Annotated in this window: 22 protein-coding genes; 5 read left to right on the top strand and 17 right to left on the bottom strand. The window is 34.7% G+C overall.

All coding sequences use genetic code 11. The features are described 5' to 3' along the window. Positions 1-65 precede the first annotated feature (65 nt). The 3 genes from ACFCT9_RS11695 to ACFCT9_RS11685 are packed head-to-tail and all read left to right on the top strand — an operon-like array spanning position 66 to position 1,841. Positions 66-800: a hypothetical protein gene (locus ACFCT9_RS11695; RefSeq protein ID WP_412519481.1), complete on the top strand. Its 735-nt coding sequence runs from the start codon at positions 66-68 to the stop codon at positions 798-800. After that, complete coding sequence (locus tag ACFCT9_RS11690) at positions 801-1,253, top strand: YaiI/YqxD family protein (RefSeq protein WP_412519480.1); 453 nt, start codon at positions 801-803, stop codon at positions 1,251-1,253. Between the two features lie 12 nt (positions 1,254-1,265). Continuing rightward, entirely contained in the window at positions 1,266-1,841 is a 576-nt protein-coding gene (locus ACFCT9_RS11685) for a TIGR00730 family Rossman fold protein (protein ID WP_412519478.1), read from the top strand. 66 nt (positions 1,842-1,907) lie between these two features. Here the strand turns inward: ACFCT9_RS11685 and ACFCT9_RS11680 are convergent, their stop codons facing one another. The 3 genes from ACFCT9_RS11680 to ACFCT9_RS11670 form a co-directional block, all read right to left on the bottom strand. Further along, the gene (locus ACFCT9_RS11680) at positions 1,908-2,453 is read right to left on the bottom strand and encodes a GNAT family N-acetyltransferase (RefSeq protein ID WP_412519476.1); all 546 of its coding nucleotides are present in this window, start codon (positions 2,451-2,453) and stop codon (positions 1,908-1,910) included. A 178-nt stretch (positions 2,454-2,631) separates the two neighbouring features. Beyond that, entirely contained in the window at positions 2,632-2,943 is a 312-nt protein-coding gene (locus ACFCT9_RS11675; protein ID WP_412519475.1) for a hypothetical protein, read from the bottom strand. A 71-nt stretch (positions 2,944-3,014) separates the two neighbouring features. After that, on the bottom strand, positions 3,015-3,395 hold the full coding sequence (locus tag ACFCT9_RS11670; RefSeq protein WP_412519474.1) for an SA0632 family lipoprotein: 381 nt from the start codon (positions 3,393-3,395) through the stop codon (positions 3,015-3,017). A gap of 202 nt (positions 3,396-3,597) precedes the next feature. Here ACFCT9_RS11670 and ACFCT9_RS11665 point away from each other — a divergent pair, with 202 nt between their 5' ends. Then, positions 3,598-4,284, top strand: coding sequence for a DUF1129 family protein (locus ACFCT9_RS11665; RefSeq protein ID WP_412519472.1), 687 nt, complete (start codon positions 3,598-3,600; stop codon positions 4,282-4,284). Between the two features lie 79 nt (positions 4,285-4,363). Here ACFCT9_RS11665 and ACFCT9_RS11660 read toward each other — a convergent pair whose 3' ends face one another. From ACFCT9_RS11660 to ACFCT9_RS11605, 12 genes are all read right to left on the bottom strand, one after another. Continuing rightward, complete coding sequence (locus tag ACFCT9_RS11660; RefSeq protein ID WP_412519471.1) at positions 4,364-4,852, bottom strand: DUF456 domain-containing protein; 489 nt, start codon at positions 4,850-4,852, stop codon at positions 4,364-4,366. A 14-nt stretch (positions 4,853-4,866) separates the two neighbouring features. Then, on the bottom strand, positions 4,867-6,063 hold the full coding sequence (locus ACFCT9_RS11655) for a sugar efflux transporter (protein WP_412519469.1): 1,197 nt from the start codon (positions 6,061-6,063) through the stop codon (positions 4,867-4,869). A gap of 182 nt (positions 6,064-6,245) precedes the next feature. After that, positions 6,246-7,115 (bottom strand): LysR family transcriptional regulator, encoded by an 870-nt coding sequence (locus tag ACFCT9_RS11650; protein WP_412519468.1) that lies wholly within the window; start codon positions 7,113-7,115, stop codon positions 6,246-6,248. Between the two features lie 126 nt (positions 7,116-7,241). Beyond that, entirely contained in the window at positions 7,242-7,814 is a 573-nt protein-coding gene (locus tag ACFCT9_RS11645) for a DUF402 domain-containing protein (protein WP_412519466.1), read from the bottom strand. A gap of 237 nt (positions 7,815-8,051) precedes the next feature. Next, entirely contained in the window at positions 8,052-8,198 is a 147-nt protein-coding gene (locus ACFCT9_RS11640; RefSeq protein WP_412521678.1) for an IS3 family transposase, read from the bottom strand. Between the two features lie 133 nt (positions 8,199-8,331). After that, positions 8,332-8,508 carry a DDE-type integrase/transposase/recombinase gene (locus tag ACFCT9_RS11635; protein WP_412521677.1) on the bottom strand — a complete coding sequence of 59 codons (177 nt, stop codon included), beginning with the start codon at positions 8,506-8,508 and terminating at the stop codon, positions 8,332-8,334. 62 nt (positions 8,509-8,570) lie between these two features. Further along, positions 8,571-8,825 (bottom strand): helix-turn-helix domain-containing protein, encoded by a 255-nt coding sequence (locus ACFCT9_RS11630; RefSeq protein WP_412521676.1) that lies wholly within the window; start codon positions 8,823-8,825, stop codon positions 8,571-8,573. Between the two features lie 306 nt (positions 8,826-9,131). Next, positions 9,132-9,623, bottom strand: coding sequence for a cupin domain-containing protein (locus ACFCT9_RS11625; RefSeq protein WP_412521675.1), 492 nt, complete (start codon positions 9,621-9,623; stop codon positions 9,132-9,134). Between the two features lie 3 nt (positions 9,624-9,626). Next, positions 9,627-10,343 carry a YebC/PmpR family DNA-binding transcriptional regulator gene (locus tag ACFCT9_RS11620; protein ID WP_412519464.1) on the bottom strand — a complete coding sequence of 239 codons (717 nt, stop codon included), beginning with the start codon at positions 10,341-10,343 and terminating at the stop codon, positions 9,627-9,629. A 196-nt stretch (positions 10,344-10,539) separates the two neighbouring features. Next, positions 10,540-10,896 (bottom strand): transcriptional regulator, SarA/Rot family, encoded by a 357-nt coding sequence (locus ACFCT9_RS11615; protein ID WP_412519462.1) that lies wholly within the window; start codon positions 10,894-10,896, stop codon positions 10,540-10,542. A 155-nt stretch (positions 10,897-11,051) separates the two neighbouring features. After that, positions 11,052-13,226 carry a helix-turn-helix domain-containing protein gene (locus ACFCT9_RS11610; RefSeq protein ID WP_412519460.1) on the bottom strand — a complete coding sequence of 725 codons (2,175 nt, stop codon included), beginning with the start codon at positions 13,224-13,226 and terminating at the stop codon, positions 11,052-11,054. A gap of 276 nt (positions 13,227-13,502) precedes the next feature. Further along, on the bottom strand, positions 13,503-14,132 hold the full coding sequence (locus ACFCT9_RS11605) for a Bax inhibitor-1 family protein (RefSeq protein WP_412519458.1): 630 nt from the start codon (positions 14,130-14,132) through the stop codon (positions 13,503-13,505). A 362-nt stretch (positions 14,133-14,494) separates the two neighbouring features. Here ACFCT9_RS11605 and ACFCT9_RS11600 point away from each other — a divergent pair, with 362 nt between their 5' ends. Further along, complete coding sequence (locus tag ACFCT9_RS11600) at positions 14,495-15,289, top strand: LysM peptidoglycan-binding domain-containing protein (protein WP_412519456.1); 795 nt, start codon at positions 14,495-14,497, stop codon at positions 15,287-15,289. Positions 15,290-15,516: 227 nt separating this feature from the next. On the opposite strand, the gene ACFCT9_RS11595 is transcribed toward ACFCT9_RS11600, so the two are convergent. After that, positions 15,517-16,524 (bottom strand): inorganic phosphate transporter, encoded by a 1,008-nt coding sequence (locus ACFCT9_RS11595; RefSeq protein ID WP_412519454.1) that lies wholly within the window; start codon positions 16,522-16,524, stop codon positions 15,517-15,519. 13 nt (positions 16,525-16,537) lie between these two features. Further along, positions 16,538-17,155, bottom strand: coding sequence for a DUF47 domain-containing protein (locus ACFCT9_RS11590; RefSeq protein WP_412519452.1), 618 nt, complete (start codon positions 17,153-17,155; stop codon positions 16,538-16,540). Positions 17,156-17,229 lie beyond the last annotated feature (74 nt).

Raw genomic sequence — 17,229 nt, 5'->3', positions numbered from 1 at the left:
TTCGTTTATCCCCTAGTCAGTCGGGGTATTTAAATGTTATATACTAATAAATGGAGGCCATTCAAATGGAGAAGAAACGATTAATTAGAACATTGTTAACGGTATTACCTATCATTCTTGTACCTTTAATTGTGGAAAGAAAACGTATTAAAGATCATCCTGATGTACAAAAATTGAATGATAAAACCGCAGATTTCAGACAAAGTGTTTCAGACAAGTCTTCACAATTTGCGAGCGGTGTATCAGATAAATCTTCACAATTTGCAAGCAGTGTATCAGATAAGTCTTCTAAAGCTGTATCAGCGGTTTCTAATAAATCTTCTGACCTTAAACAATACGTGAGTGAGAAGAAACAAGAAATCGAAGAAAAACGTGAAGCTAAAAAAGAAGCAAAAGCCAATGACCCAGAACGCATCAAAGCTAAAGGCGACAAGTTAGAAAAACAAAACGCTAAAGAAGCTGAAAAAATGGCGAAGAAATTAGAGAAAAACATTGAAAAACGCCATAAACAAGAAGATAAAGATGCGGAAGCAACACGTAAACGTCTCGTTAAAGAGTTAAAAGATGCTCAAAAATACGAGAAAAAAGTCGGACTTGTACCAGGCGGTCCATCTGACAAACAACTTCACAATAAAGGTGAAGACCTTGAAGAAGAAAATAAAGACGAAGCTTATGACATGAACCGTATTTTGGAAGATCGCATTGAACAACGTTTAAAAGCTGAAGAAGAAGCACGACGTGCTAATGAAGAAGAACGTATCGCAGAAATTCAAAAATATGAAAATAAGCCGAATCTCTAAATGACACAAGTCATTATTGATGGTGATGCTTGTCCCGTTACAGATTCAATTATTCAATTGACTGAAGGGACAGGCATTTTTGTTGTGTTGGTACGTAGTTATGCACACTTTTCAATGCGAGATTATCCTGACCATGTACGTGTTGTATATGTCGATGACGGTCCTGATCAAGTAGATTATAAAATTGTTCAATTAGCCAAACCAGATGACATTGTCGTGACACAAGATTATGGTTTAGCTAATCTGTTGATTCAAAAAACACAGTACGTCCTGCATCATAATGGTATGCTATATAGTGATAAGAATATTAACACCTTACTCGAACAACGTTATTTGAATGCACAAACCAGACGGCAAGGCGGCCGTCATAAAGGACCGAAAAAGTTCTCAGAAGAAACACGCAGTCAATTCGAACAAACATTCCAACGTGTAATTAATCAAATTTCTTCATAGGAGATGACATGTATGAGCAAATTAAAAAGTATCGCAGTCTTTTGCGGCGCAAGCAGAGGGAAAGATAAGGTTTATATGGAACAAGGTTATGCGCTAGGTAAATATATGGCAGAACATGGTTATACACTCGTCTATGGTGCTGGTTCTGTTGGTGTGATGGGCGCAATTTCTAATGGTGTCTTAGATAACGGTGGAGAAGCCATTGGCGTTATGCCGAAAAGCTTAGATGATAAAGAAATCACAAGCCAACGTTTAACTGATTTAGTATTAGTCGACTCACTTCATGGTCGTAAAGCCAAAATGAGCGAACTGGCTGATGCATTTATTCTCGCACCAGGCGGTGCTGGTTCACTTGAAGAGTTCTTTGAAACATATAGTTGGGCACAAATCGGTATCCACGATAAACCGATGGCTGTCTACAACATCAATAACTTCTTTGAACCGCTTCAACACCTCATAGAATCTATGATTGAAGCTGGTTTCATCGACGATAAGTATCTTGGCTTAGCACCGCTTTACGATAACATAGATACTTTATTCCACGGCTTAGAACACTATCATTCTGTTGGTACACGGACGTATGATTAATACATCTAAATAAATTAAAACTGCTTCATAACAAAAAGCGAGAAACTTCATCAATAGTTTCTCGCTTTATTCGTTAAGCTGCTTATAATATCTGACTTGTTGTTTTAATGGATGTGCTGCAGATACATTCGGTAATTCATAGTCATCTAAAAACTGCATACCGATTTTCTCCATCACTCTTCTTGAAGCCATATTAGATTTCGAAGTCAGACTATAAACTTCTTCAATACCTTTTTCTTTGGCATATTCCAGCACTGCTTTGGCCCCTTCTGTTGCGATACCATTATCCCAAACTTCAGGGATCAAACGCCAACCGATTTCAAAGAAAGGCAAATCTTTAAATGGATATTGGCTTCGTTTAGGAAGATAGTTCAACCCGATAAAACCAATCCATTCTCCGCTTTCTTTCAATTCTACCGCAAACAATCCAATACCTGATTGTTTCAGTTGTTTCTGCATCGCCTTCATATCTAATTCAGAACGGCGATAACTTAATATACTTGGGAAGAATCTGCGTACTTGTCGATTCGCATTCATTTTTTGAAACGACAATAAATCTTTATCTTCCCAATCTCTTAATTTTAAACGTTGTGTTTCCAAATATACACTCATTTGATTCCACCTCGTACACCCATTCAATCTCTTGTGCTCTATCTAAAAAATTGATATACAAAAAAGCACTTTAGCAAAGTGTTCTCTACTCGTCATAGTAATGTAAAGCGATACGACTTCACTTACAAGCGCCTTTTTCTATCTTTATAAGATTGTCGAAAATGCTGTATCGTTACAATTATGCTTGAGGAAATTCTGAACGTGTATTATAGCTGATTAACTGCACCGTTACAGGCACTTCTTGCAGACGATCACGTTCGCTTTTTAATGCTGTAAATACAACATCCACAAAGTCGCCAAGATGACTTAATTTATATGTTGCTTCAAATGTGTCTGTATCTGATTCAAAATTTGGTTTTTGCGCAACTCTGCGTCTCACTTGTGCTGAAGGCGCTTCATGTTGATAACCTGTAATTTTTTCAATTGCATTGCCGACTTCTCTTAAAGTCATTTTTTTACCTTCTAATTCAAAAAATTGTTGTTCGTACATGATTCAATCGACTCCTTTAGTTCGTTTATCCATTACCTATTTAATACCCTTCTGACTTTTTAAACAAACGCTTAAGGCTGTTTGTTTTCCTTCTGACCAGAATGGGATGTTTGTGATTTTTGATTGCTTTCATTTGATGTGTGAGATGATGATTTTGCTGCTTTTTCCTTTTTATCTTTAGCTTCTTGTTCTTTTTTAGCTTTGTCATCTGCTTCAGATTGTTGTTTAGCACTTTCTGTCGCAACTTTATCTTTCACTTCATTTTCTAACTTATCTACACGTTCTTTCACTGATTTTTCTTCTTTTTCTAGCTTATCTTTTTTATCTTTTAATTGTTTATTTTCTTTCTCTAATTTATTGATGTCATTTTCCAGTGCTGTCTTCTCATCACTCTTGCCACAAGCACCTAACACCAATGTTGAAGCTAATAGCACCATCATCACTTTCTTCATATATCTTTAACTCCTTTAATCATGAATCCAACGCTTATGTAACGTCCATTTACTATGTATATTTTACCATGTATCCGACTGCACTCATAGTTTCCACACATTGTCTTAAAAAAAGAAGTGAAAATATGCATTCAACGATTGATTTATACGCTTAATTTAGTCATAATATGCTTGATTGTAAAATACGAATGGAGGATCGGCAATGGCTAAATCTACAGAACAATTGATGCGCGAAAATAACGTTAAAGCGCTGCATCTTAATAACACAGACCGTGAAATATTTGAAAGCTATATGACTTATATTCGCGCCGATTTACGTGTCAATCCTCATGACTCTGAATTAATGTTGAATCGTATATTAAAAGAGTTGCTGAAATCAGAAAATCAAGGCATGTTAGCAATGGATTTCTTCGATCACAATCCACGTGCACATGCGATAGAAACGATTAAAAAGCTCAAAAACGAAACCATCCAAAACATCTTCAAATATATTATGCATCACATTTTGTTTTTGTTTGGGATCTTTGCGTTCTTTAAAGGCTTTATCGGTTTTTTCATTGGTGAAAAACCTATCTATTATTACACGTTTCCGATCGTTGTATTAATGGGATTATTTATTATCTTCTTGTTTGTATGGTGGCTGTTCAAGACTGTACAGATACAAGCTTTTAATAAGTCTAATTGGGTTTGGCTTTTAACCTATGCGGTGATTTTTGGCTTAATCGCATTATTATTTTATGTCTTGTATATCCCGCAGTCTTATCTAGCCTTTGGGCCATCTATCCATATCAGCAATTGGACTTTTATCATTATTTCTTTCATCATCACACCGATTGCCTTTTATGTCGATCATCATTTTGTGAAAAGCAACAGCAACGCATATTTATAGAATAGCTAAATTAACAGCCTCAAAAGCAAGGAATCTCTCCTGCTTTTGAGGCTGTATTGTTTATAATCTTTCAATTCAATTAGTTAATCAAGATTGCTAAAAAGAACCAAACGACCATAATAATCATGACCAATGCTTGTGCTGCAGTACTCGCTAAGAATCCGACTACAGAACCAAAGCCGGCTTTAACTGCAGTCATTGGATCTCGTGTTAAGACCATTTCTACGACAAATACCGCAATTAACGGAATTAAAATAATACCGAATGGCGGGAAGACAAAACAACCGACAATAACACCAATTAAAGCTGTCAGCTCTCCTGCTTTAGAACCGCCGAAACGTCTTGTGAAATATTGACTCATCATCAGATCAGCCGCAAAAATAAAGATTGTCAAAATAATCATTGAGATATAAAAGACCCAAGATAATTTGCCGTTATGGAAGCCGATTTGATAAATTAAAAATCCAATCCACATCATTGGCATTGATGGGATAACTGGTTTAATTAAACCAATAAATGCGGTAACAAAACACGCAAGTATCAATAACCATAAAATTGTTGCTAGCATGGTAAACCTCTTTCTTATTCAATAAATTTCTGCTCTTTTGTAAAGAAGATTAAAATCATTCCTAGTGCCAAAGAAGCAGCGGATACATAGAATACATTCCCTAATCCTACGATTTGACTCATAGCACCGCCAAGTAAATTTCCGCATAATTGACCTATGACAAGGGCATTCGCAAACAAAGTTGAAGAATAACCCGGGAAATCAGGTAAGATGTCTTGGAAGTAACTGATGCCGATACCTAATAACACAGCTAAAAACATTGCTAAAAAGATTTGTCCAAGCATCATCATATATATATTATCAAATACGCCAATGCTAAAGAAGAACAGTGCACCGAATAACGCGCCGAATATCAACAATGTTCTTGTTTCAAGCTTCGCAGATACTACCCCTAAAATAATCATAAAAGGTACTTCTAAGCCTGCACACAAGCTCGCAAGTACGCCGACATAGTCTTCACTCTCATGAAGATAGTTGGTCACAAACAACGGCATATTGAGCGTATACATCCATTGTCCAATATGCAGTAAAATAAAGGCTACAAACGGTACGATTAGTTTCTTGTGCGTCAGCATACTTGGCGCTTTACGCTCAATTTGTGTCCCTTCTTCAATTGGGTGCTCTGTCTTCACTTCTTTAAAGAAGAACACTTGAAGTAACAAGGTAAATAATAAAATGACAACTGTGCCGCCAAACAAGCCCGCATATCCCATACTTTTATTTAATAAGGCACCAATTAAAGGACCGAATAAGAAACCAAATGAGAACATAGAACGCAGCACTGTATTCGCAAATTTAGCACGGCCACGTGAAGAAGATGCATTAATAGATTCTCGAGCTGAAGCATATAGCTGAGGCATTGCAGGTGCAAACAAACCTTGGAATAAAGCATATAATGCTATATAAAGCCAGATTGTATGCACATAGAAATAAATACCGAAACTCATGGCGCCCATAAACAGCGCACCAATAACTAAAACTTTCCTATTTACGTTTCCTCTATCGGAAAAACGTGCCACAATCGTATTGACTGTAAACTGACTGATTGCGGCAAGTGCTAATAAGATACCAAACTGTGTGGTTGTCATACCGAGTTCGTTTGTCGCAAATAAAACAAGATATGGAATGGTAATCGCAATCCCCATTCCCACCAGCATCATATTAACTGCGAATAATTTATAATTTTTAATATGCAGTAACGCTGCAAACATAGTCTAACCTCTCTCAAAACTTTATTTATATAACTTCTAGTTTAATCAATTTTCTAGTCTATTGGAATAGCTGTACAAAGATTTCACACAAAACCACTCTGCTTCATGAAATCCTATTTCAACACGTAACCATCTAAGAGAAAAAGACACCCTAATTCTAGGATGCCTCACTCACACATTCATTACTCTTGCGGTACTTTCGCAATATCATTCACTACTAGTTCTACAAATGATTCGACTTGTGGTAACTGCATCATACTCGAATCATAACTTAAGTAGGTTGAACGCACTAATGGGTGTGTTTCTATATCGACTTGTTCAAAATCAAAACGTTCTGTATCTAAATCTTTTACCATAATTTCTGGCAACACAGTTACACCTACGCCGCCAACTAACATTTCCTTACATGTCGCAACTTGGTCTACGGAAATCATCGCATGGTAATCGCGCCCTAAATTACGCGCATACCATTCTTTAATCTGATTGATGTAAATCGGGTCTGCTTGAAATTCAATAAATGGCAACTCCGGTGCTTTATCTCTTTGACCCTTCGGATAAATAAAGTAATGCTTATCATTAAATAAATGCTGGTTGTTCAAATTTAAAATTTTACTGCCACGGATAATCATGACGTGATAATCACGATGATGCGCTTTAATATGTTCTGTCGATCCTACTTTCACTTGAATTTCAACATTGGGGTATTGTTCGTTATAGTGACTAAGTATTTGGGGTAATAAAGTTTGGCCGATTAAAGAAGAGCACCCTATAGAAATGGTGCCATTCACTTCGCCCATATGTGCTTGCATCTTATCAAAAAATAAACGCTCACGCTTTAACATATCGCGCGCATGTTCAATAACCATTGCACCTTCAGTTGTAGTGATCAACTGCTTTTTTGTGCGAATGAAAATATCAACACCGAAGGCACTTTCTATCGCCTTCAATCGTTGTGTTACAGCAGGTTGAGAAATATAAAGAATTTCAGCTGCTTTACGCAATGTACGCGTTTCATCTAACGTGATTAACAAACGGTAATCCTCTATCTTCACGCTTTATCCTCCTACTTCCTTCTCCTATTCTATGAATAAAAACCATGCGGCAGTCTTGAGACAGCGACAGCATGGTACCTTTCATACAAACACCCTTTCACACGTTATGCCTGGTTCCTGTGACTGTTATCCTCGGTGATGATGCGTCGTATGTTTATCGTTTAAATACTTATGTTTAATCTTATTATAGCAATACATAATATTTTCTTGCATACTTGGAAAATCATGATCGATTTTCATCATTAACTGATGAGCAATAATGTATGCTTCATGATATTGTTTCTTCGAAATTTGTTTTGTTTCTAATGCACGTAATAAGTCATCTTCATCAACCAGCTCGTAGTCACCGTTAGGTAATACAATGACATCTAAGCATAAGTCTACTGTGCGCGCTTTACCTTTTTGTGTAATATTTTTAATGTTGATATCAAAATAATATTCAAGCGGGTTGCCTTTTTCATCTAGCATCACTGTTATACTGTAACGTTTCTTGTCCGGTACGATTTGTAGCCATTGATAATTATCATCTGCGACAATCATCGTTTTACCGACGACAGAAACCTTTAAAGGTTCTTTTACTTTCTTCATTGTGATTAAGCCAATGATTCCTTTGAATTTATTATTATTCACCTTAACTTCAGTATAATCTCTTTCAATCAGACGACGCCAGTGACGTTTATCGATGTATTTTACTTTCACTGTCACCAACTCCTTGACATTATTATATAAAACTGTCACATACATGTCACTCAATGTTTGATATTATTAATCGCATTACACAAATAAAAAGCTTTTTTACAAGTTACACACATAAAATTGCGACTCACTTAAAGTTAATAGCATACTTAAAATAACAATTAACATTAAAAATGCATTGGTTTTAGTTAAGGGTCGTTCCCATGTAGTGAACCCCAAAAGTTGAACTTTTTGGCTAAACTATTTCTTTAAGGCAAGATTTCTGTATTCAACAGGAGTCTTGCCTTTTAAATTTATTTTTCTTCTTACATTATTATAGTATTCAATATATTTGTGTATTTCTAACTCCAACTCTTCATAAGTATTAAATTCTTCTCCATAAAACATCTCTTGCTTTAAATAATCCGAAGAAATTCTCCATAGGAGAATTATCATAACAATTACCTTTTCGTAACATGTTTTGAAAAATGCGATGATTTTTAAGAGTTTCCACCCAATGTCTGTGCTGATAGTGCCAACCTTAATCAGAATGAACTGTAGTACGATAATTTAATTTCAGGATACTTCTAATAGCTTTATCTAAAGATGATATCGCCAAATCTAAAGTTGGATTTTTGCTAATAGAATAAGCAATAATTTCTTTTGAGAATACATCTAAAACAGGTGACAAATAGAGTTTTGTATCAGTGTTCTTAATGTTGAATTGAGTAATATCTGTTAATAATTTTTGATAAGGTCTATCAGAAATGAATCTACGATTCAGTAAATTTTTAGCGGTTTTTCCAGTATTACCTTATAAGAATTGTAACTTCTGCTTTTATGACTGAACTTTGTACATAAAAGATTATTTTCCCTTGTTAATCTCAAGACCTTCTTCGGTTTTGACTTTAAGCCAAGAATACCATACTCATTAAATTTCTTCTGCCACTGCGCAATAACACTCGAGCTAATAATATTAAATTTTTCAGCAGTTTCTTTATACGATAATTGATGTTTTAATCTGTATTCTAATATTTCAACCTTTTCTTTTTGAGTATACCGTTTTTTTAGTCATACCCGAAGTCAATCCATTGATACCGAAGGTATTATATTGATAAACCCATGTTTGAATATAAGAACAACGAATATTATATTTTTGGGATAATCTTCTATAACCCAGAGGACCTGTTTCATACTCTTTTATCAATTGAAGCTTGAATTCTAAATCATATTTTTTCTCATAAATAAACACCCCTAAAGTTGAATTTTTCGGGTTCAACTTTAGGGGTGCAGCACACCAATAACTAAAACTAGTGCTTTTTTAATTTATGCGCTGTCTTATTAATCAATAGATTTTAGTGCGTATTTTGTAATAACTTCAGTTAAATGCGGATACGCTTTATTAAGTTCAGCTTGATCAAACATTTCAAAGTGGTCAAACATGAAACCAGGTTGGCACATGCATCCAACCAATGCGTAACCTTTTTCAGCTTTAATCGAAGACGCAAAGATTGTTCCAGCCGGCACAACATGTTGGAGTACCTCTCCTTTTGTGACATCAGGTCCAATATCCACGGCTTCATACTGTCCATCAGGATGAATCATATGCACAGTTAAAGTATGACCATAATGATAATACCAAATTTCATCTGCATCTATGCGATGAAAATGTGAGATATTATCATCCGTTAATAGAAAGTAAATACTCGTATACGCTGGACGTGTTTGTCCTTCTGCTTGACGCTCGGCTTTAATTATCTCTTTATAATAGCCGCCTTCTGGATGCGGCAATAAATCTAATTGACGTACCCAATCTTCAACAGAATAATGCATCATTTAATCCAAATCCACGTTGTGATAAACGTTTTGAACATCTTCTAATTCTTCTAATGCATCGATTAAGCCTTCTAAAGTTGCTTTATCTTCATCTGATAATTGAATATCATTTTGAGGCAGCATTTCAAATTCAGCTACTTGGAATTCTTCAATACCAGCTTCTTTTAATGCATCTTGAACTTGGGCAAATTGATCCGGTTCCGCATAAACAATTGTTAAATCGCCATCTTCAACGACATCTCTTACATCTAAATCTTTTTCCATTAAGATTTCTAAGATTTCATCAGCAGATTTGCCTTCAAATGCGAATGTACCTGTATGTGTGAACATATAAGATACTGAACCTGATACACCCATATTACCGCCATTTTTACCGAAAGCAGCACGTACATCTGATGCAGTACGGTTAACATTATTTGTCAATGCATCAACAATCAGCATTGAACCGCTAGGACCAAACCCTTCATAACGTAGTTCATCGTAATTTTCATCATCAGAGCCTTTTGCTTTGTCAATTGCTCGATCAATGATATTTCTCGGTACATTGTATGTTTTTGCACGTTCAAGCACTAAACGTAGCGCTTGGTTCGATTCTGGATCAGGTTCACCAGATTTCGCAGCTACATAGATTTCTTTACCGAATTTTGCATAAATACGACTTGTATTTTTATCTTTTTGGGCCTTTTTCTCTTTGATGTTATTCCATTTACGTCCCATACTTCCATCTCGCTTTCGCTCTCAATTTTTAACATCAACTATTATACATGATTTTCTGCTTAATATATAGTTATTGAATACCTAGTTCCCCTTTTGTGCAGAATTACTTTGATTTAACACAAAAAAACAGCCCATTTGTTTGGGCTGCTCATCCACAATATTATATCTCTCTAGTATGGGGTGCTATGATGTATGATCAACCTAAGAATTTATCGATAGCTTTTAACATTTCATCAAGCTTCTCAATGTTTTTCTCATCCATAAAAATATATACCTTACGTTCGTCACTCTCAGAACGGACTTTGCTGACACGATCTTGATTGACTAATTTACGGATTGAAGCCAACACTTTTGTACGGCTGATTTCAAATGAATCTGTTGCTATCTTTAAAAATGGCTGCATTAACATCTTATCTTCGGTGCAATTCTCATGAACACAATTAAGTATTACAAAATCATTCATGTTAATTTTATACGTTTCTTCGATGAAACGTGTCAAATCCATAAATTTTTTGTATTCATTGAGTAATTTCTCTAAGTTACTTTTTTTCAAAGCATACGCCTCCAGATTTTATATCGATATAATACATTAAGTATGAATATTAAAAGCCTAAAAGTCTTTAGTGTTTTCCCACATTGTCTTTGCAATTTTCCTAAGTACAACAAATTGAATTGCATAAAATACATCTCACTTTTAAATCTTTCAATTTAATTCGTTGTTTTATACAAAGAAATCAACTGAAGTGAATTGTATTCAACATCAACACTTAATGTGCTGTTTTCAAAATTATGTTCAAACACATCAAACTTTGGATTATTGGCATTTTTAATCTTTCGCATAAAATCTTTCGGCCATTTGAAAGCAGACATAATATGAGGTGAAATAATCTCATTGATATTTCCATATTTATAATCTGTTACTTCGCGTGTTATTAAATAATTATCCCTTGAACTTTTATCTTTAAAACCAATATAGAAACGGTGGTTACTTTGGTTATCTTCATGCATTTCATTTTCAATAATACGCCAATCATAAACAATAATACTGTAGTGTTCATCACAACGTGTCATCAGACATGCATCATCTTCATAAAAATAGAACGTTTTAAAACCTGAAAGTTGTCTGTATAAAAAGTATAAGGTAGTCTTAAAACCATTTTTATCGAAAAGATAAGCGGTATTTTTGTCTGAATGTTGATATAAATCAACACCAATTCCAGATAATACACTGTAAAAACGGATAAACATATACATCATTAAGGGCGTACTATCTAAAAGGCTCATATCATCATTTAACAATTTTCTATTCGGCACATTAATTAAGATATATTTCCGTTCTTCTAAATGAGCCTGTCTCATGACTGCTTGCAGTGCATTCAGATTAACCAGTTGTTTCATTGACATAGTCGAATAAGATTTTTCTAAATAAGGATATTTTAATTTTTCGTTATCAATAAAGTAATAATCGAAATTCACACGCTTCATTGGAAGTTCCAATGCTTTAAATTTCTCAGGATCATTAAATAATTTAGTCACATCCAAGTTGAATTTGACATTAAACCCAAGTTCTTTCAGTCGCATTTTTTGAATATTGATGTCTTTCAGCGTTTGGTTCTGCAAGCTAAAAGTAATTGAAATCTTTGACGAATCTTTTTTCAAATCCCGGTATGCTGGATGTTCTATAAAAGTACGTGTTTTTAATAATTCATTTTTGACATAGTCAATATCGTCTTTAGATTCAAGTTCAAATGCTACTCTAATATTCTGTTGATGAATCGTATCCAACATCGCAATCAGTTCACTTGAATTAAACTGCTGATGAATCTGAGGGATACTTGGATGAATTAAAAACATCACTTCTTCATCAAAATCAAAAATCTCTTGGTGTCTGCGATAAACCATCACTTTCTTCAATTCATCAACTGTGTGAATTTGAATCGTCATGACGAAGGGATGTGCTGGTGCATAAACAAGGTTATTATCATCTACATAAATGATGTTTTCTTTATCCTCTGTCCAATTATTAAGTATATCTTTGACTTTAGATAAATATACCTTTTTATCCTCATCACTTACTTCAGAGTCTTGATCTTGTACTAAATAACATAAATCTTTACTTAATTTAGATTTATGTCGGTAATCATTAGGCGTGGTATCTAAATGGCGTTTAAATTTTCTATAATAGCCACTGAAATTGCTGAAGCCTACTTCTTCAGAGATATCCAAAATTTTTCGATCTGTCGTTATCAACATTTCTATAGAATATCCGATTCGCAATGTTTCAATGTAATTTCTGAAACCCATATTAAATATCTTATAAAAGGAAGAAGAGAGTGTTGTCGGAGAAATAAATACTTCTTTAGCAACTCTTTCTAAAGTCAGCTTTTCTCCAATATGTTCATTGATATAATCTACAATTTTCTTATCTCTATAATCTAGCGATGCACCTAACTTGTGTGAAGCATGTTTAATCTCAACACTTGCTTCTTCAATTAAGATATCGCAAATTTCACTAATATATTGTTTAATCATTTTTTCTGTTAAAGTTTCTTCCAGATACTTTTCTAATAAGACCAGCATTGCCTTCTTAATTTTTCTGCTCGACTGAACCATTTGGATATTAAAGCAATAATTAAAAAAAGCAAAATCCTTCTCTGTGAACCAATCACTCGCAATATATATCATCAACATCTTTGTATTTTTAGAAACTTGAAATACTTCATTATGATTGATAAGACGAACAGCATCGTTTACTGTTTCAGCTTGCTCAGATTTCTGGATTTCTGCCGTATCGTTCACTGGCCATAGTAATAATACTCCATCATAACAACGGTTGGCTGGCAAATTTTCAGCTGCATATAAATCAATAATACTACTTCTCATTTACATAACCTTTAATAAAATAAGCTGTTGGTAGTCGTAATGATACTTCTCTCTTTATTTTATTCCTTCCTGTAATTTCTCTAGGACTATACTCTTCAAATTTAGCACACAACGCAATTCGACACAAATTTTAAATTTTAATACTATTTTTATGTTGTTTAAAATTACGTAATGTATGATTAAATCGCACTATTCTTATCAATGATAACAAGATTATATAATATAATGAAGGACTGGAACAATCTTTAACTTGTTCCAGTCCTGTTCTAAAAGATATTAATCTCTAAAACGATTAGCTAAACTTAAAATATTAATAATAATATTCAATAAGTTCACAAATAGATTAAAACCCATTTCGCTAGGTGCGAACTGTCCGCGTTTCAATCGATTAAAATCATATAATGTATATAACAAGAACAAGCCGACCGCTACTACATTGATTACTGTATAGAAAATGGGATTATGCACAAAGAAGCCAATCAATGTCGCGATAATTAAAGCGATTAATACTCCGAATAAGTATTTACCGAGACTTGATGCGTTTTGTACGAAAAAGTACCCTATCACCCCAAATGCGATAAATGCGCCAACTGCAAGCGCGATATTCTTATAAAATAATGCTGGTCCTAAATTCTGCATATATGTTGTGAAAGCGGCATAAGCCAATAAACCAATAGCAACCGCATAGATATTAGAAATTAAAAATCCAAATTTACGCGAACGATTCACAAATAGCGAAATCAAAATTAACACAGTCAGACCGATAGAAAGCGGTCTTCTCCATGCATCAGGCAAATACTGGCCAAAATATGTACCGATACCAAATATAATCCAAAAGTACATGAAATACAGCCATACCTTCGCGTATGCACTCGATCTTGAGGCAACATGTGTTGAATTTACCAAGTTATCCAACTCCTTTTCTAAAACGATTCGTCTCTTATTATTTCACAGAGTGTCTTGTTATTTCCACTTCTTGACTTGACTATGAGCCATTCATATTTCTATTTAATATCGTTCCAACTTTCATTACAAACATTACAATGCAATTGTCAAAACTCCAACTTTTCCCTATTTTGTCAGGTGTTTTCTGACTTTTTAATCATTCTGGTTTTATTAAAAATTATTACAAGCACGTAACAACTGACAAATCATCGCATATTTTTGATAAGATGTGGAAGTATAGAAATAATGATTGATATTCGTATTACATAGTAATCATAAGCGAATGTATAAACATTGAACCGAACATAGAGGAGGAATTTCATTTGAAAAAGTTAGCAGTTACATTTTCAGTTGCAACAGGTGCGGCCTTAGCGCTTACTCAACAAGATGCTGATGCATCGACACAACATACTGTACAAGCCGGTGAATCACTTTGGTCTATCGCACAAGAATACGGCACTTCTATCGAAAGCATTAAACAAGATAACAACTTATCAAATAATATGGTATTCCCTGGCCAAGTCATTACAGTAAATGGCAGCAGTCAAAATTCAAATTCAGGAGCGACTGTTAATACTTCTGGCGGCACACATACAGTGCAAGCAGGCGAATCATTAAATATTATTGCTAATCAATACGGCACATCTGCTGAAGCAATTATCTCAGCTAACGGCTTAAATGGATACTTAATCCACCCAGGTCAACAATTATCAATCCCAGGCGCAGCTGGCGGCTCAGGCGGTACACCAACTGCAACACCTTCAACAAATCAATCACCAACATTTAATCATGCTAACTTATATGACTGGGGTCAATGTACTTGGCATGTATTCAATCGCCGTAGTGAAACAGGTCAACCTATCAGTACATACTGGTGGAACGCCGATCATTGGGCAAACAATGCACAAGCGGATGGTTACTCAGTAAACAATACACCTTCTGCAGGTTCAATCATGCAAAACTATGAAGGACCTGTTGGCCATGTTGCTTACGTAGAACAAGTAAACGGCGACGGCAGTATTCTAATTTCTGAAATGAACTATAATACACCACCAGGTATTGTTGATTACCGTACAATCCCTGCTTCAATGGCTTCAAGCTATAACTACATTCATTAATAAATCTAAAAAGACGATATCGCATCGTCTTTTTATTTTGCCTTACTCACTTAAATCCATATTAACTACTGAGAGTGTTTCTTTTGGTACTATCAATTACTATAAAGATGAATCAAGCGAAAAGGGCATAAAAAAAGGATCATTTTCGATATCTGAAAATGATCCTTTTTTAATGTATTTGACTTACTCTATGTTCATATCTCATTATTTTGTGAATTGAAATTCAATTACAAGAAAATATTCATAATCCAATAAATGGTTGCGGCGACGACTGCTGAAATTGGTAATGTAATAACCCATGTGACAATCATACGTTGTGCTGTATTCCATTTAACACCTTTGATGCGGTTAGAAGCTCCTACACCAAGGATAGATGAAGAAACAACGTGTGTTGTTGATAATGGGAAATGTAATGAAGATGCGACGAAAATTGTTAATGCTGAAGACAAGTCTGCAGCAGCCCCGTTAGCAGGGCGAATCTTCATAATGTTACCGCCGACAGTTTTGATGATTTTCCAACCACCTACTGCAGTACCTAGACCCATTGCGGCAGCACAAGCAATTTTAACCCATAATTGCGGTTCAACATTGTTACCATCTTGTAAGTTCGCAACGATTAAAGCTAATGTAATGATACCCATTGATTTTTGCGCATCGTTTGTACCATGTGAGAATGATTGTAATGATGCTGTGAAAATCTGGAATATTCTAAAGTTACGGTTACTTTTTGTTAAGTTTGCATTTTTAAATACCACTTTAATAATTGAGTACATAATGAAACCTACACAAAAGGCAATTAATGGTGATACGATCAACACAATAATGATTTTAGTGAAGCCTTGGAAATGCAACACTGAAAATGAGCCTTGAGAAGCAACTGCTGCACCAGCAATTGAACCAATTAAGGCATGTGATGATGAACTTGGGATACCAAAGTACCATGTTAATAAGTTCCAGAATATGGCTGCGAAAATAGCCGCTAATACTACGACTAACCCATTTTGCAATTTAAATGGATCAACAATGTCTTTCGTAATCGTTCCTGCTACACCTGTAAATGTCAATGCACCGATAAAGTTCATAATCGCTGCTAAAAAGATTGCGTGTCTTGGTGTCAGTGCTCTTGTCGACACTGCAGTAGCTACCGCATTCGCTGTATCGTGGAAACCATTAATAAAGTCGAACACCAATGAAAAAATAACGATAGCTACAGTGATAATTATAATATAATCCATTTTATATTACTCCTTAGCTATTTTTCATGATAATTGTTTCGAAATTATTTGCGACTGCTTGGCATTTATCTGCAATGTTTTCTAAACCTTCATAGATGTCCTTAATTTTAATCAACGTGATTGGATCTGTTTCACTATTGAAGATATGTTTAATAGATTGTCTTAAAACACCGTCACAATTTGTTTCAAATTCTTTAATATTAATAGAGTGAATACGCATATGAGAAAGTTTCTTTTCTACTAATAAGCCGATAGCTAATTTCATTTCAGCTACTGCTTTTTGAATGTTATCGACAAATTCAGCCATGTATTCATCTGAGTACTCGATTGAATACATTTCGAACATTGCTGATGTTTCTTCCATTGCATCTAAAACGTCATCAATTGCGTTACATAAAGATAAAATGTCTTCACGTTCGATTGGCGTAATGAACGTTTGGTTCAAATCTGAAATCACTTGATGCATTAATTCGTCACCATGCGATTCATACGTTTTAATATTATCAGAATAAGCTTTCAAATCTAGGTGTGTGTTAAAGTCCATTTTCCCGAACTCAATAGCTGCGCGATCTAAATTGAATACCATTTCCTCCAATTTAACCATGAACTTATCCTTTTTCTTGTTAAACATTGAAAATCCTCCATTTTCAGCGATTGCTTCTCAATCACATTTCATAAATTTAAATTCAAAAGTATATAATTGTA

It is taken from the genome of Staphylococcus simulans (assembly GCF_047037175.1).
GTDB lineage: Bacteria > Bacillota > Bacilli > Staphylococcales > Staphylococcaceae > Staphylococcus > Staphylococcus simulans_C.
Note: the sequence above shows the minus strand (reverse complement) of the source record. Positions and strands in the feature narration are given on the sequence as shown.

Excerpts from the sequence above, each read along its gene's own strand:
- ACFCT9_RS11695 (WP_412519481.1), top strand. The coding sequence starts at position 66 with ATGGAGAAGAAACGATTAATTAGAACATTGTTAACGGTATTACCTATC.
- ACFCT9_RS11690 (WP_412519480.1), top strand. The coding sequence starts at position 801 with ATGACACAAGTCATTATTGATGGTGATGCTTGTCCCGTTACAGATTCA.
- ACFCT9_RS11685 (WP_412519478.1), top strand. The coding sequence starts at position 1,266 with ATGAGCAAATTAAAAAGTATCGCAGTCTTTTGCGGCGCAAGCAGAGGG.
- ACFCT9_RS11680 (WP_412519476.1), bottom strand. The coding sequence starts at position 2,453 with ATGAGTGTATATTTGGAAACACAACGTTTAAAATTAAGAGATTGGGAA.
- ACFCT9_RS11675 (WP_412519475.1), bottom strand. The coding sequence starts at position 2,943 with ATGTACGAACAACAATTTTTTGAATTAGAAGGTAAAAAAATGACTTTA.
- ACFCT9_RS11670 (WP_412519474.1), bottom strand. The coding sequence starts at position 3,395 with ATGAAGAAAGTGATGATGGTGCTATTAGCTTCAACATTGGTGTTAGGT.
- ACFCT9_RS11665 (WP_412519472.1), top strand. The coding sequence starts at position 3,598 with ATGGCTAAATCTACAGAACAATTGATGCGCGAAAATAACGTTAAAGCG.
- ACFCT9_RS11660 (WP_412519471.1), bottom strand. The coding sequence starts at position 4,852 with ATGCTAGCAACAATTTTATGGTTATTGATACTTGCGTGTTTTGTTACC.
- ACFCT9_RS11655 (WP_412519469.1), bottom strand. The coding sequence starts at position 6,063 with ATGTTTGCAGCGTTACTGCATATTAAAAATTATAAATTATTCGCAGTT.
- ACFCT9_RS11640 (WP_412521678.1), bottom strand. The coding sequence starts at position 8,198 with ATGTTTTATGGAGAAGAATTTAATACTTATGAAGAGTTGGAGTTAGAA.
- ACFCT9_RS11625 (WP_412521675.1), bottom strand. The coding sequence starts at position 9,623 with ATGCATTATTCTGTTGAAGATTGGGTACGTCAATTAGATTTATTGCCG.
- ACFCT9_RS11620 (WP_412519464.1), bottom strand. The coding sequence starts at position 10,343 with ATGGGACGTAAATGGAATAACATCAAAGAGAAAAAGGCCCAAAAAGAT.
- ACFCT9_RS11610 (WP_412519460.1), bottom strand. The coding sequence starts at position 13,226 with ATGAGAAGTAGTATTATTGATTTATATGCAGCTGAAAATTTGCCAGCC.
- ACFCT9_RS11595 (WP_412519454.1), bottom strand. The coding sequence starts at position 16,524 with ATGGATTATATTATAATTATCACTGTAGCTATCGTTATTTTTTCATTG.
- ACFCT9_RS11590 (WP_412519452.1), bottom strand. The coding sequence starts at position 17,155 with ATGTTTAACAAGAAAAAGGATAAGTTCATGGTTAAATTGGAGGAAATG.